The sequence below is a fragment of the Chitinivibrio alkaliphilus ACht1 genome (genome assembly GCF_000474745.1).
Taxonomy (GTDB): Bacteria; Fibrobacterota; Chitinivibrionia; order Chitinivibrionales; family Chitinivibrionaceae; genus Chitinivibrio; species Chitinivibrio alkaliphilus.
This window is the reverse complement of record NZ_ASJR01000007.1, coordinates 39,378-54,945: the sequence shown is the minus strand read 5'-3', so window position 1 is coordinate 54,945 and position 15,568 is coordinate 39,378. Positions and strand designations below refer to the sequence as shown.

Annotated in this window: 9 protein-coding genes; 2 read left to right on the top strand and 7 right to left on the bottom strand. The window is 46.9% G+C overall.

All coding sequences use genetic code 11. The annotated features are described in order from the left end of the window. The first annotated feature begins 171 nt into the window (after positions 1 to 171). Positions 172 to 1,032 carry a hypothetical protein gene (locus CALK_RS04615; protein WP_034636830.1) on the top strand — a complete coding sequence of 287 codons (861 nt, stop codon included), beginning with the start codon at positions 172 to 174 and terminating at the stop codon, positions 1,030 to 1,032. A 106-nt stretch (positions 1,033 to 1,138) separates the two neighbouring features. Further along, complete coding sequence (locus CALK_RS12065; RefSeq protein WP_022636493.1) at positions 1,139 to 1,567, top strand: hypothetical protein; 429 nt, start codon at positions 1,139 to 1,141, stop codon at positions 1,565 to 1,567. A 43-nt stretch (positions 1,568 to 1,610) separates the two neighbouring features. Here the strand turns inward: CALK_RS12065 and CALK_RS04605 are convergent, their stop codons facing one another. From CALK_RS04605 to CALK_RS12060, 7 genes are all read right to left on the bottom strand, one after another. Further along, positions 1,611 to 3,275, bottom strand: coding sequence for a BamA/OMP85 family outer membrane protein (locus CALK_RS04605; RefSeq protein WP_022636492.1), 1,665 nt, complete (start codon positions 3,273 to 3,275; stop codon positions 1,611 to 1,613). 1 nt (position 3,276) lies between these two features. Continuing rightward, positions 3,277 to 4,347 (bottom strand): POTRA domain-containing protein, encoded by a 1,071-nt coding sequence (locus CALK_RS04600; RefSeq protein ID WP_155851784.1) that lies wholly within the window; start codon positions 4,345 to 4,347, stop codon positions 3,277 to 3,279. Beyond that, entirely contained in the window at positions 4,328 to 8,191 is a 3,864-nt protein-coding gene (locus CALK_RS04595) for a translocation/assembly module TamB domain-containing protein (RefSeq protein WP_022636490.1), read from the bottom strand. Before CALK_RS04595 ends, CALK_RS04600 begins: the two co-directional genes overlap by 20 nt. A 336-nt stretch (positions 8,192 to 8,527) precedes the next feature. After that, a complete protein-coding gene (locus CALK_RS04590; protein ID WP_022636489.1) occupies positions 8,528 to 10,228 on the bottom strand; it encodes a glutamine--tRNA ligase/YqeY domain fusion protein in 1,701 nt (566 codons plus the stop codon). Further along, positions 10,225 to 11,685, bottom strand: a complete 1,461-nt coding sequence (gltX, locus tag CALK_RS04585; RefSeq protein ID WP_022636488.1) for a glutamate--tRNA ligase — start codon at positions 11,683 to 11,685, stop codon at positions 10,225 to 10,227. The genes CALK_RS04590 and gltX overlap by 4 nt, the downstream gene beginning before the upstream one ends. Positions 11,686 to 11,809: 124 nt before the next feature. Next, positions 11,810 to 13,627: a peptidylprolyl isomerase gene (locus tag CALK_RS04580; RefSeq protein ID WP_022636487.1), complete on the bottom strand. Its 1,818-nt coding sequence runs from the start codon at positions 13,625 to 13,627 to the stop codon at positions 11,810 to 11,812. A gap of 35 nt (positions 13,628 to 13,662) precedes the next feature. Then, positions 13,663 to 15,456 carry a S41 family peptidase gene (locus CALK_RS12060; RefSeq protein ID WP_022636486.1) on the bottom strand — a complete coding sequence of 598 codons (1,794 nt, stop codon included), beginning with the start codon at positions 15,454 to 15,456 and terminating at the stop codon, positions 13,663 to 13,665. Between the last annotated feature and the right edge of the window lie 112 nt (positions 15,457 to 15,568).

Below are 15,568 nucleotides of genomic sequence, written 5' to 3'. Positions count from 1 at the left end.
CTTTGAGAAGTAATGAATGCCAGTTTTGCATATCAAACGGGATTGCTTTAATGGTATTGGCCTTCTCAAAGTATTCATTGGAAGTACAAAATAATAAAAGATTGACACGGTGAAATGTTGGATGATATTTTGCTTTAGATGATCAGGATGTTAGCGAATTAGAGGTACATGATGAACACTGCCAAAATTTCTGAACCAATTTCTGGAGATAAAGCATGTCAGACGAGGGCTCGCGCTGCGCTCCCATTACTTGTCCGCCAAGCGGAGGCAGGCGCACCGATCTTTTACTCCGATCTTGCTGAAGAGTTGGGAATGCCCAACCCACGTAACCTCAACTACGTCCTTGGGAGTATTGGGCAGTCTCTGGAGCGACTTTCAAAGGCATGGAAATCCAAGGTCCCACCAATACAATGTCTTGTAGTCAACAAGAACACGGGGCTGCCCGGAGAAGGTATCGGCTGGTTTCTAGTGAAGAAAGAGGACTTTGCATCACTTCCGCTTCGACAGAAGAGGGCAATTGTTGAAGCAGAACTACAGCATGTATTTTTGTACCCCCGATGGCAGGAAGTCCTTGAAGCTCTTGATCTTGAACCAACAACGTCTGATTTCACTGCTTTCGTGAAAAAATCAGCCGGCGGATTCGGTGGCGGTGAGAGCGAAGAACACAAAGCTCTTAAAGCGTATGTTGCTCAAAACCCAAAAGTCGTCAGTCTTGGCGCGAATACCCCACAAGGCACCACAGAACATCCATTACCGTCCGGGGATTGTCTGGACGTCTCGTTTAGAGATAACAAAGTTTGGGTAGCTGCAGAGGTTAAATCATTAATTTCAGCTGAAGCCGACATTGTACGGGGTCTCTACCAGTGTGTTAAATACCGGGCAGTCATGGAGGCGGTATTGCTCTCGGAGTCACGCCCACAAAACGCACGAGCATTGCTCGTCTTGGAATCAAAACTGCCTCCGTCACTTATTTCTCTGAGAAATATGCTAGGTGTTGAAGTGGTTGAGGGGGTTTCACCAAGAAATGGCTAACACTTGCATGCACTCGCGCAGCAAAAAGCGGCGCTCGATCATGGCTCTGCATTCTGTTGCCGGTGATGCGAGGCGTTAAGGTTGCAAGCAAAATAAGGAGTAATGATTGAATCCGGAAGATTTTGACAATACTACATCATTTCCTGCTGCCGATATAAAGGCAGAGACTGATGGTGCTGATATGAAGGTCAACCATTCTTATTCGGTTGTTACGCCGGATAAAGAAAAAAAAGACTTTATGATTACCATTAGGGCATCCGCGCTTAAAGGATGGCGTGAGAAACTTACTACCTTAAGAGCTAGCTCATTTCCTTGGGCTGAAATATTACTGGCTTTTTCATCTCTGGGCGTAGGTGCTATTTTGAGTTCACTATTATCTGATGTGGCCTTGAGTACACTTACAGGTAAGTTTTTCTTTATTATCTTACCTCCATTAACTTGCGGAGCAATAGTTGCATACTTGTTTGTGCGGCATATAGAGACATTCTCTACAAAGTCTATCAATCTCCTAATAACTAAATACTTCTTTGTATGAGCTCTAAATGTAACTAATATCAAATACACCGGATTACCCATGCTTAGAACGTATAGTTAATTGAAAAGATCCACATATCGGGGTTTTCTTCGTAATATTGTTTTGCCACCTCATCATCAAAGCCAAAGGAGGCCTTCTGGGCATACACAACTCCAATAGCACCAAGGGGACTTACATAGCGTACCCCTCCACCATAAGCACCCCGTGGAGTCTCGGAAAAGGTATAATCGCTTTGATCCGTCAGGAGCCCCACATCAAAAAAGGTATTTGCTTCAAAGGAGAGAATAAGGGGAATACGAGCTTCAATATTTCCGAAAAGAGCAGCATATCCTCCCAGGGGAGCATGCTCTACCGACTCATCCTCGTGGCTGCTTTCAAAAAAGAGCATCCCCTCTTCATACCCACGAACACTGCTCACCCCCCCCAAGGTTAAGAGCTGGTCACGCTGAATTGTATCGAGGGCGGGAGTATAATTATGAACCACTCCTCCTCCGAAACGACCGGCAAAGGTAAAGGCGCTTACGGGGGTTACGTAGGTACGAAACTCTCCACGGGCACGTACAAAATTATCCACCTCGTAGGAAAAGCCATAGGAAAGCTCTCCCTCTCCCCGAAAAAAGGAGCCCCGCCGGGGACGAAGAAAGCTATCTCGACTATCATAGGAGAGAATAGTTGATATTTGCGCAGCGTTTCGTACCGCCTCTGTATTACGAATATCCCGTGCCTCAAAGGAAAGCGACGCCGTTGCCTGAATCGCCTCACTCATACGCCAGTGCAAACTGTAAATATTCCCAATTTCTGCATAGTTTTCCACACTTCCCTGGAGTCCATAGGTCCCATAGAGTGACGAGGTTGCCCGAATCTCGCGATACAGGAAATGGGGGTTTGCAAAGGTAAGTTCCACCTCTCCCTCCCGTTGTGCCGTGACCATGCCACGAACCCCGAGATGTCGATCTCGTTGTAGAAAGTTTCGGTTTTGCGCACGCAGGGACACGTTAAAGGAGTTATATGTATCGTAAGCAAGGCCCACCTCTGCACTATAGGGGCGTGACTCCGTAAGAGAAAAGATAATATCAACCTCTTCATACCCCTCTTCCAAGGCAACAATACTATATGTGAGAGAAGAAAAGGAGCGTATTGTCCGTAAACGACGAACCCCACGACTTAATTCCCGACGTGAGAAAACATCCCCCTCCTCAATAGAGAGGATACGGCGTAGAAATGCCTCGTTCGTCTTCAAATTTCCAGAAAAATGGATGCCCTGTACGCGAACGCTATCGCCAGGGTCTAAAAGATATTCCACCGATACGGAAGAGCTATCTTCATTGAAATGGAGCCGATATCCCACATCAACAAAGGGATACCCCTTTTCCCGGTACTCCTCCAGCAGGGTTTCACGAAATGCACGTACTGTATCGATATGGAAAATATCCCACGGGGGGCTTGGAAGAAGAGCCTCTTCCTGGTCATTCTCTATTCCCGATATACGAACATCCTCACAGAACGTTTGTTCGCCCTCTCGAATGGAAATACTGAGGGCAACCACCGTATCCGATAAATAATCTGTTTCATAGGTTACCTCGGCTCCTAAAAACCCCGCACGAAGATATAAATCTCGTACACGCTGCATATCGTTGGCTGCACGAAGGGGAGTGTACGCAGCATGGCCATCACGTCCAATTCTACGGGTATGCGGCGTCAGGACCATCTCATTTTTTCAGAGCGCGTTCTGAAAAGTATTCATTTCCCTCAAAATGAATGAGTTCAAGGCGGGTTCGCGCTTCAACCGTGTCAACACGAAGGGATATCTCCCGAATGGAATCTCCCCGAGACGAGGTATATAAAGAGTCTTCAAAATCAACCGTTCCATACTGATATCCCATGGAGCGAAGTTCCCGGCGAAGATTGAACAGAACCCGATTGAGGGTAAAATCATTCCGATTTCCCTGATTGGAAAAATCAAGGGCGGTACGCACCCGTCTTCGACGTAAGGGAGCAACATCGGAGTAGTCAATATCATAGCGCGGTCCTTCATCAACGGTGATATTGAGGATAATCTGTTGCGCCTCCTCATCAAAATCATATTCCCACTCAACCTGCGCTTCGGGGTACTGCCGTGAATAGTAATACTCCTGTATAGAACGAATTTTCTGTTCTATCTCCTCAACAAAGAGATGCCCCCCGCGATCGCGCCAGAGCCCGCTCACCGTACGGAGGCGACGATCCGTAAATCGCCCATTTCCCGCAATGCGAATATCTTCTATGCGGTAAATTCCTTCGCGGGAAATACGCAGCTCAAGATCTGCAGTACCCTCGTTCATATCGTATACAATGCGGCTTTCAACTCGTGGGGAAATCAGACCAAATCGATCTTCCAGATCTTCCTCAAGGGACTCCACTTCCTCCTGGATACTTTCCGCAGTGACACGATCTCCCACACTGAGAGAGAAGGCAGAATGAATATCGCTTTCAAAGAGCGGTGCAGCCCCACGTATCTGTATCTCCGACAGCACAAAGGTGGGAGTGAGAAGCACGGAAAATTCCTCAGTACTTCGCACCGTATCTATAATTTCATAAAAGCCACTTCGTTCCAAAAAAGAGACTCCCTTGGCATAGGAATCTGCCACATCTGCTTCTGCTGCTGCAGCACGCCGAAAAAAGTCCTCTGCCACGGTTCTATAGAAGGTTGTATCTCCCACGGCTTCATCAAAATCAATGCGCAGCTGCCCAAGGACAAACACGGGAAGGCAGAGAAGAACCTTAACGACGTTCAAATTCAAAACGGACACTCCCTCCTGAATGACCTTCAGTATCGGTAAAACTTGAAACGGAGATATTCTCCAAAACCCGCAGAATAAAGCTTGCGCGCGTATATGTTTCTCCCCGGGCAATATCAAAATCAACCTTCGTAGAAAGACGACGGGTAAGATCGTCACTCAGGGTAAAGGCCGTACCCCCGCGTTCACTATCAAAAACAATGGTAATATTTTCGAGCCCCATATAGGGATTATCCATGGAACTCACCATATCCTGAATTTGACGTATTAAGGCTTCACGAACCCCCACATCATCACTCTGTAGCTCCGCTGTGGTGAATCCCGTAAGCAAAAGAGAAAAGACATCCATATCCTGTATCGTTCGTCCATCCCGGCTTTCACCGCGAAGAGAAAAATCAAGCTCTTCCTCCGGGTCTCCACTGACTTCCAGGGTTATCATATAATCCCGCACGTAGGATACAGCCGTAATATCAACATCCATGTGTAACCGATGGGGATCAAGAAAGGTAAGGGTTCCCTCCTTAATATTAAAGGTTCGGTTATAGTATGAAATATCTCCCTGAATAATTTCTGCGGTTCCTTCTGCGGCAAGGGAGCGCTCTGTCCCACGAATGGTAATATCCGGCCGTATTTCTAAAAAGGCAATATTGTTGTCAACATAGAAATTTCGCCGGGGAATAATACGTAAATCGATATCCATGAGTCCTCGTCCTTCATCGGCCATATCACGAGGGCCGTGGGCAAGTTCATCCTCATAGCGAGGCGCCGTAAAATCGATATCTTCAAAGTAATACCCCTCCAGCAAATCAATTGTTCCTGCAAGACTCATGCGTCCGCGATCAAAGGAGAGTCTACTCTGGGTATTTACTACCACCTCTGCTGCCCCGGGCACAACCAAGGGAATTGATCGAGCTCGGATATCATAGCCACCGCTCATCATACGCATCCCCTCATACTGAGCAGTACCACCCAGGGAAAATACGCCATTACGACCAATTCTTCCATGAATATCAGAGAGTACCTCTCCGGTATGACGAAACTGCAGCTCCGTATGAAGTGAGTGAACCCGCTGATTTGTGTAGGGGATAAAAAAGGAGATGTCCTCACCGAGGATATCACCGTCAAAACCAAAGGTTGTCCCATCAAACCGACTTGTCACATCAACGGCAAGGCTGCCCCGCAACGAGTCTACTTCTGCCATATCAAACTGGCGCACCAATGAGAGGGGAATCTCCCCGTGGCTACGGACACGAATATCTCCAGGCATGGCAGCCATGCCTGAAAGGTAGAGGTCTGAAGTCGTATCAAGACGGAGATGAAAATCATCCCAGAAAATTGTGTCTGCGGCATAGGAAAGATGTTGGTTTTCTACCCGTATGAGATCTGGGATATTTCGCTCTTCCTGCTCTTTATGAAACAAGCGAAGAGCCCCGATTTCCACGGAGGCATCCGTGAGGGAATGCTCTCTTCCACGTGCTTCAACCGACGCAGAGATATTGCCGTGAAAAGCAGAGGCACCATACACCGCAAGGAGTTCATTGAGAGAAAAGGTATCAATATTTGCTGCAAGAGAAAAGGAGCCTTCCGGAGTATACCCCCCAGACAGAGAGAGAGGGCCCGTGAGATTGTACGTCAGGGTATCCCGCGTTCCCCCAAGGGCCAGAGACATTTTCTGCGGAATTGACACATCATGCACACGAATATCAGCAGCATCAGCATTGAGGGAAAAATAAGGGTCATCCAAGGTGGAATCCACCAGCAGATCAAAGGAAAGATCTGCCCAGAGAGGAAGCTCTGAAACCACCGAGAGCGCACCAAGGGAGAATGACTCAGACCACACCCGCCCCGCCACATCTCCAGAAAGGTTCGCCGTGCCGGAAAAAGCCACCGTACCGGCAGAATCCGGAACCACCGTTCCCTCCGCAATCTCCACGGTGTTATCAGAAATATGCACGGGAAGAAAGAGATCATAGAGGGTAATCCAGGGGGTAGAAATCATGTCACTTTCCACCTGTACATCTCCATCACCGCGTAGGGCAACACCGCCATATTCCCCCGAAAAAGAAACCCGTCCGTCCAAAAAATCGTCACTCACATCAGCAAGCCACACTTCACCTCCCACGGAAGCATCCCAGGAAAAGTCTGGGCGAAGGGAGAACCCCTTGGAAGTAAAAAACTGCCCCCCCACGGAGGTCTCAGCAAAGGTACTGTCCCGTTGCACGCGGAAATCTGCTCCCACCTCTCCCGTTGAGAAGTCTGCAATAAAATCAAGATCACCGAAATCAACCCCGTATCGATCATACTGAAGCCCATGGGCAGTAAATACTCCCACCACTTCGGGATAATTCCAAGGACCACGCACGGTTAGATCACCCATGACACTGCCGAAAAGGGGTCCAAAATCGGTCAGAAAGGGAAGGTGTTCTTCAATAATAAGGGTGGAAAGGGTTGTTTTGATATCAAGCTCATGCCGAGCAAGGTCCACCGATCCCCCCAGACCAATCGCTGCGGAAGAGAACCTGATATCCGCAGAGTCAATCTCCACCCGACTCCCCTGCTTATCAAGAGCAGTAGTAATCTGAATATCCTGCTGAGTGCCATCATGAGAGGAAAGAGTGGTTCGGCCCCTCAGAGCTGTCTGTGCGCTCATCTGTGGAAAGGATGTGCCCTGCCCTGCAAGGGTAAAGTCCAAGGCTGACTCAGAGAGGGTGAGGTCGGGCGTTACGGGCCGTTGTGCCGAATCGGTGGCTCTTCCCTGAAATTCCCATGTGAGCAGTTCTGCAATGGATCCCATATCAGAAAAATCACCGGGCCAAGAACGCGATCCAGAAAGAGAAACCGTGCCCTCTGATGTTAGGAAAAGATCTGAGAAAAACTGCCCCCAGAGATGCTCCACCGTAAATACAGACTCCGCAAGATGTCCCTGTATATGAGCGGTATCTATATCACTTTCTGCGGTGCCCCGCATCGCCACATCCAGAGCCCCGGTTAAGCGTGGGATACTCCCCTCTGCGGAGAGGCTTATATCAATGGATTCAAAAATATTTTGAGACAAAAAAGGATCTATAAATGAGTGCTGTAGAGATGTTTCTGCAAAAAGCTCACCCCGGGGCGTTTGCGACGTAAAAACACCGGAGAGATCCCCCATCAGAGAAATAAAATTATCCTGTTCACGACCATAAAAGTGAAAATGAGAAATCTCCTTCTCGACCATATCTCCTGCCATGTACAGACTGTCAAGGAGAATCGTGTATTCTCCGTGATGCAAGTCCATATCTTTCAGGGAGATGGTTCCAGAGAAGTCCATATCCCGTGAATTTGCGTAGACCTGTGCTGATAGATTTTGCAGAGACAGGGAACTCTCCCCGTAAGCAAGAGAGAGTCTTCCCCGGGTAACAGTCCCCTGCCGAAGAAGAACATGCAACCCCTCTTGCTCTGGATCATCCTGTTTCGGTTCTATACCAAGCGCCTCATACAGTGTTGAAGAACCATCTTCCCAAAAGGAAAGAGTAACACGGGGGGCACCCAAATGAAGCGTATTAATTTGTACCGTATTATGCAAGAGCCCCCGCACACGCAGGGATGCCCCCACTGTATCAGCACTCAATAGGGTATCTCCCTCTGGATGTAGCAGAACAGGATCGTACAGGGTAAGGGAACGTCGCAGCAAAGAGAAGGAGTGATCACGAAAAGAAATAGTTCCCGGAAGGGTCTCGTTAAGATGCTCTAAGACCGTCGTTCGCACCACAGAGAGGTTCAGAATATACTGAGAAAGCAAAACCAAAAAGATTAGGGCAAGGGCGAACCAACGGAGTAGATATAAAAAGCGAAACCATACTCTCTGCACAGACCCTTCTATGGCCCCTCCTGGTTATCTATTTCTCAATGCGTAAAAATATATCACCGACTTCCCATGGAGACAGGGCAGAGAAAAATAAGGACATCGTCTTTTACAACGATGTCCTCACGCTAACAAAAAGGAGGTGTTATGAACAAAACATAACACATATATACAACCACAAATGCGGTTATATCAATTTTCTTCAGGGATATCGCTGTAACGAAAACCCTTGTTATACCCACAAATAATATACACTCATGGCAGCACAACAAAGGAGATTTTTTTAAAAAAACCGGGAAGGCCAAGGGCCCTCCCGTCATAGACAATCCGTAGGTTGAAGCGCTACTTTTTCTTTTGACCACGCTGTTTCTGAATTTTGGCCCAAGTGTCTCGTAGTGTTGCGGTTCTGTTTAGAACAAGATTTTCCGGTGATGAATCATGCTCATCAGCAATAAAATACCCCAATCGTTCAAACTGAAACGTCTTCCCCCCCCCCAACTTGAGAAGAGCCGGCTCTACCTTTGCAGAAACGGTGGTACGCGAATTGGGGTTAATATGGGCAGTAAAATCTTTCCCATCCTCAGCCGCCTTATCAGGATTTTCAGCGGAAAAAAGCGTTTCATAGAGTCGTACTGTTGCGTCCACACTATGACGAGCACTTACCCAATGAATCGTTCCCTTCACCTTGCGTCCATCAGGGGCATTGCCTCCCTTTGTTGCAGGGTCATAGGTGGCACGAATCTCCACAACCTTTCCTGATTCATCTTTTCGCACATCAGTACAAGTGATAAAATACGCGTAGCGAAGTCGAACTTCACGTCCCGGAGCAAGGCGGAAAAACTTTTTTGGAGGATCTTCCATGAAGTCTGACCGCTCAATGTACAATTCGCGGCAAAAGGGTATGTCCCGCGTTCCATCAGCTTCATTCTCAGGATTATTCACCCCGCATAGATACTCTTCCGAAGAGGAATCATAATTTTCAATCACTACTTTTATCGGATCAAGCACCCCCATAAACCGCAGAGCAGTTTTGTTTAGGGCTGTACGAACACAATGCTCTAACAGTGCAAAATCAACCATTGAATCGCGCTTTGCCACGCCAATCCGCTGACAAAAGTCAATGATTGCTTCAGCAGGATAGCCACGACGACGCATACCGGAGATCGTGATCATACGCGGATCATCCCACGAATCGACATGGCCCTCCGTAACTAAGCGTAACAGCTTCCGCTTGCTCATGACAGTATATGTTAAATTAAGCCGAGCAAACTCAATCTGCCGCGGTGTAGCGGGCGTATTGAGATTTTCGATTAACCAATTATAGAGTGGACGGTGATCCTCAAACTCAAGGGTACACAAGGAGTGGGTCACTCCCTCCTGTGCATCGGAAAGGGGGTGGGTAAAGTCATACATGGGGTATACTTTCCATGTATCTCCCGCCCGATGATGAGGCACTGCAGCAATACGGTAGATCACAGGATCACGCATGGTTATATTGGGAGAAGCCATATCAATTTTGGCACGTAACACCTTTTCTCCCGGAGAAAATTCGCCAGCAACCATACGTGCAAAAAGCGCACGATTTTCTTCAACACTTCTTTCACGCCATGGGCTATTCTTACCCGCTTCTGTAAGGGTACCACGGTAGGATCGTATCTCCTCAGGAGAAAGATCACACACATAGGCCTTACCCGCCATAATAAGCTCCACAGCATAATCATGCAGCACATCAAAATAATCTGAGGCATAATAGAGATTATCTCCCCAATCAAAGCCGAGCCACTGTACATCACGCTGAATAGATTCTATATATTCAAGGCTCTCCTTTTCAGGATTGGTATCGTCAAAACGAAGGTTACACTGCCCGTTATAATCGCGAGCAATGGTAAAATTAAGAACAATTGATTTTGCATGACCAATATGAAGGTACCCATTTGGTTCGGGGGGAAAACGGGTAATAATCTTTGAGTGTTTTCCCGTTGCAAGATCCTCTGCAACTATATCACGAATGAAATTTTTTAGTATTGGTTGCGCTTCACTCATTTTTCCGCCTCTGAATAATTCTGTAAAACATACTTTCTACATCTGGTAAGTCGGCGAATCACTGTCTCTTTTCCGAGAATTTCCATAAGTTCAAACAAAGAAGGCCCCCCTGCCTGTCCTGTAAGAGCAATCCGCACAGGAAGCCCCACCCGACCAAAGCCAAGTTCTTTTTCTGACAGATAGCGAGAGAAAGCCTCCTCCAAAACAGGAGCAGCAAATTCGCGACACTCCGATACGAGATCAATCATATCAGAAAATAAGGCTTCAACCCCATTTTTTTTCAGTGCTTTTACTACTTTTTTAGTATCGGGGTACTCCTGTGGATCGTGGCATAAAAGTTGCAAGGCCTCACCGAGTTCCTGAAGGGTCTTACAACGGCTCTTCAACAAACCAACAGCCTCCATAAGAGGAGGAAATTGCGCAACTGTTTCATCAATGAAGGGAGTTACCTCCTCAACAAGACGTTCAGCACTGGCATGGGCAAGATACTGCCCGTTCATCCACTCCAATTTGGTTGTATCAAAAACAGATCCCTTCGGAGAGATACCTGAAAATGAAAAGAGAGATGCCATTTCCGCCGTATCCAAGAGCTCACGATCATCTCCGGGAGACCAACCAAGCAGCGCAAGAAAATTAAATAAGGCCTCAGGAAGAATACCCCGACGGCAGTAATCCATAACAGAGGCTGCCCCTTTGCGCTTTGATAATTTGCCCCCTGACTCAGCAAGAATGATCGGCAGATGAACCCATTTGGGAGGAGCCCAGCCAAAAGATCGGTACAGAAGCTCATGTTTGGGCGTTGAGTTAATCCACTCGTCACCACGCAGAACATGACTAATCTCCATGGCGTGATCATCAACGACATTTGCCAAATGATATGTAGGATATCCGTCTGTTTTCATGAGAACAAAGTCATCAAGTTCATTGGTTGTAAAAGAAATCTCCCCTCGGATCTCATCAACAAAATGAATCGTTTCATCATCGGGGATACGTAACCGTACCACGGAAGTTTCACCGGCAGCACGGCGTTTGTTTGCCTCTTCAAGAGAGATATGTCGGCAGTGACGATCATAGCCAGAGGGACGATGATCTGCTTCCTGCTTAGCCCTCAGAGAGGCAAGTCGCTCTGCAGAGCAAAAACAGTGATAGGCAACTCCAGATTCAAGGAGCTCTTGGGTATAGGTTTCATAGAGCTCAAGACGTTGCGACTGATAATATGGACCATACGATCCCCCTTTTTCAGGTCCTTCATCCCACTCTAACCCAAGCCAGGTCAGAGAAGTAAAAATCTCTGTAAGAGCATCTTCCTGGTAGCGCGACTGATCCGTATCTTCAATACGAACAATAAAGGAGCCCTGCATCTTTTTTGCAAAGAGATAATTAAAAAGAGCCGTCCGTGCACCGCCAACGTGCAGATATCCTGTCGGGGAAGGAGCAAAGCGAACACGTACCGTCATAAACCCATCCTTTTAAGTAATTGAACGGCTGTAAAAATAGTTTATGGAACAATCTCCCGTATGTACTGCATATATAAAAAAAGAGGATATCTCCTCTTTTTTTAACGAGTACACAAGTTCTTGTTTAATAGAAATATCGTCGAAGATTATCTTCAACGGACATGGTCTTTTTCCGCTGGGTACCCCATTGACCATGCAACTGCTGTGCAGTTCTTTCTTGCAATTCCGTACGAATTTCTGCGACGTCTGCATCGTCAATCTCTTCAACTTGCGATTTCCACAGGGGAAGTACGGCATACACACTTCCTTCAGCCCCCTGCGTAATGGCAATGCCATCACCCGTGGGTGCTCCCATAGCTGCAAAAGCAGGGCGAGCATCACCAAAGCGACCGAAATAATCGGCTATAGTAGTGGTATCACTTATCCCAGTGGTGAGACGTTCATCTGAAAAATCTTCCTGGCTGAGGAAGGATTCACCTGTTGCTGTTTCTGCCACCGCCTCTTCCACAAACGTACGAGCAGCGGTATACCGAAGGCTGTCTTCCATACGGTAAAAAGCAGTTTGTAAATATTCATCTACGGAAATTCGCTGTGCCTCTTTTCTATCAAGAAGAACAACAACATAATTGGCTACACCGGGGTCATAAAAATCACCCACCGCATTGATATCTTCATCAAAGGAAAACCGCCCAAGCTCAGGGATATAGTCAATTATAGGAACCGCATGTCCCCGCCCAAAATACCCTGTTGTATCAGGGGTAATAGAATATTCTACTGCGGCACTATCAAAGCCGTGGCGCCGGGCAAACTCAAACACCTCTGCCGTAGTATCATCGATATCCATTTCTCGATCGGGAGAAATTTGTATTTGCTTGTAGATATGTCCCAGTTGCACCATGTTTTCATGTTTTTGAAGCACCGTAAAAATATGGTATCCCTCATCAAGGACCGGTGACCCTTCTACATACATGGGATCACTCACTTCATTCACAGAAAGATCTGCAATTACAGTAGCAACGTCCTCGGGAAGAAAATGATCTTCGAGATCGAGTGCCCCGAGATATCCACCGTTTTCAGCACTTTCACGATTATCAGATTCAAAACGAGCTTCTTCAGCAAAATCAACATCCTCACGACGTACGCGCTCCGCAATATCTGCTAAATCTTCACGCACATATCGCCGATCATATTCATCCGCCTCCTTGTCAAAACGCAATACCGCCAAGGATGCCATTTGCGTTCCCGCATATTGCTCTTGAAATCGCTCGTAGTCAGCACGAATCTGTTTCGAAGAGAGATCCTGTGGAGTTACACTAAAATCAGCAAGATCAGCACGAAGATATTCAAAAAGAACCTGATCTGTTCTACGGCGATATTCAAACTCCTGTTCTGCTGGAGAGGGAGAAAGGGTTTTAAAGAATGCCGTGAGACGTTGAAGTGGAATTTGCCGATACTTTAAGTCCTGTGCCAGAGATTCAAAAAACGGTTTGTTTTGCTGCACATACGCATGGTATTCCTGCAAATTCAGTTCTCCCGTGTTGGGATCTCCAAAAAGCTCAAAGAAGCGCTGTGGATCAACCCCCAGCATTCGCGGATCTGGATCTTCTAAAAGCAGCGTTTTTGCATCGCTATCACTTGCTTCAAGACCAAGATCATCGACAAGTTCTTCCCGAATACGTTCAGCAATAAGACTCTTCCATACCTGTTCCGGGAAACGACGCCGCTCTTCAGGCGTAAGATCTTGCGCATACTGTCGTTGGCGATCATGGAGTCGCGAAAACTCCTGTACAGAAACTGCTTCACCATCAATTCTGCCCACATTCTGACCACCGAAAACATCCATTCCACCGGCACCCCAGGAAACAAATATGGTTAGAATAAAAGCCACAAGAACGAAACCCATGATAAGCGGGGCCTTCTCACGCATCCAGTTAATAAGCATAGAATACACTCCTGTCCATTACGTACGCTGTTATGTTAATTTTGCTCTAGTATCGCCCGATACGTTTCGGTAATACGAAGTATATCAAGGGCTGCATTTACCTGCTGATCATCAGCAATATTCAATTCATGTATCAAGGGATTATCCTGTCCTTTTTCCCGTACCAAAAGGGCCATTCTAATTTTCTCGCGAATTTCCTCTTCACTGGCCCGAATAGCTTCCCTGTGAGATCGCTGAAATACTGATTCCAGCATATCTATGGCGGCACGAATTTCCTCAGCATCCTCTTCGGAAATATTCTTACGAAGAAAGGCCTCCCGGGACTCCTCATCTACCTTTGAGGTATCACCATGGTCAAGCCCCGTATGCGCCTTCAGGCTATCCAAGGTACGTCCCGCTGAGGATTCATATACCACACCTACAGAGTCTGCATAAGCGAGGAATTCCTGAAAAAGTTCATCGCTCACGGTAAACGTCTCTCCAATATCAACCCCCTGTTCTTCCAAAAGAGGATGATGGTAATTCGCAAATTTAAAAAAGAGATCCTTTACTAAAAGGGAACGAATTATGGCGTCAAACTCACGGGTTTCAACAATTGTATCAGGTACAATACCACCACCGCCAAATACTTTCCGCTCAAGACGTTTTGTGCGATACACCTTCGAGGAGTCAATCTCTATTTCAAGGGAATCGGGGTGAAGCTCTGATACATCCATATCATGAGGACGGTTGATACTCCTTCCACTGGGCGTATGATAGTAGGATGTGGTCAATTTCAAAAACCTGTTTTCTGTTCTGTCAATGGGCAAGACCGTCTGCACGGACCCTTTCCCAAAGGTGGTCTCTCCCAAAACAATCCCCCGATCCCAATCCTGAATAGCTCCGGCAACAATCTCCGAAGCTGAGGCTGAAGCCCGATTCACAAGAACAACCAAGGGCATATCATCGGGTATGGAGGCAGGAAGCTGTGTGAAGAATTCTCGATTTCCTTCACGAATGCGCCCCTGTGTATATACTACTTTTTTATTTGCCGGAAGAAAGACATCTGCCACACTGACAGCCTGCTCCAATAACCCACCAGGGTTTGAACGAAGATCAACAATTAAGCCCTGTGCACCTTCTTCTACTAACTGGTCTACGCGATTTCGCACAGAATCCGCAGAGACAGAGGAAAAGGTACTAAGCCGGACATATCCCACAGCATCTTTTAATATACCAGCATAAGGAATGGCCCGAATTTCGATAATATCTCGCGTTATCGTATAGTCAACCGGCTCTGTCTCACCACTTCGAGAAATGGTTATGGTTACATCGGTGCCCGGTTCGCCACGCATTTTATCCACGGCATTTTCAAGGCTGATCCCCTCTGTGGATTCGCCATCAATTTTTACAATTTGATCTCCCGATCGTATCCCCGCCCGTTCGGCAGGAGTACCCGCGATGGGAGTCATTACTGTAAGGACATCATCACGAATTGATATTTGAATACCAAGTCCACCAAACTCTCCTTCGGTACGCACACGAAGCTCTTCATACTCTTTCGGTTCATAAAAAGTTGTATAAGGATCGAGTATATCTAAAGCCCCGTCAATGGCTCCACGTATTAAACTATCTTCGTCAATATCTTCCACATACCCCGTATACACACGCTGTAAGGTTCGCTCAAGCAGATGGAGCCCGTAGTAAAATCGGTCATTGGATTGCAGGGTATCTTCTCGGCCACGCCGTGATTCCCCCGCCACGGTCGTATCCAAAAACACTCCCAAAAAGACAGTAACAGCAATGCAGGCTGTACAAAATAAAGATATTGAACCTTGTTTTATTTTCATAGATACTCCTCGATACTCTCTACCCAAAAAACAGAAGAGCGCGCTCTCTTCTGCCTTATTTTTCTATAATATACATAGTAGACATGCCAGTATTACAGTTTTCTTTAATTTC

Bases quoted from the DNA above. Each gene is read 5' to 3' on its own strand.
- CALK_RS04615 (WP_034636830.1), top strand. From the start codon at position 172: ATGAACACTGCCAAAATTTCTGAACCAATTTCTGGAGATAAAGCATGT.
- CALK_RS04605 (WP_022636492.1), bottom strand. From the start codon at position 3,275: ATGGTCCTGACGCCGCATACCCGTAGAATTGGACGTGATGGCCATGCT.
- CALK_RS04590 (WP_022636489.1), bottom strand. From the start codon at position 10,228: ATGAGTGAAGCGCAACCAATACTAAAAAATTTCATTCGTGATATAGTT.
- gltX (WP_022636488.1), bottom strand. From the start codon at position 11,685: ATGACGGTACGTGTTCGCTTTGCTCCTTCCCCGACAGGATATCTGCAC.
- CALK_RS04580 (WP_022636487.1), bottom strand. From the start codon at position 13,627: ATGCTTATTAACTGGATGCGTGAGAAGGCCCCGCTTATCATGGGTTTC.
- CALK_RS12060 (WP_022636486.1), bottom strand. From the start codon at position 15,456: ATGAAAATAAAACAAGGTTCAATATCTTTATTTTGTACAGCCTGCATT.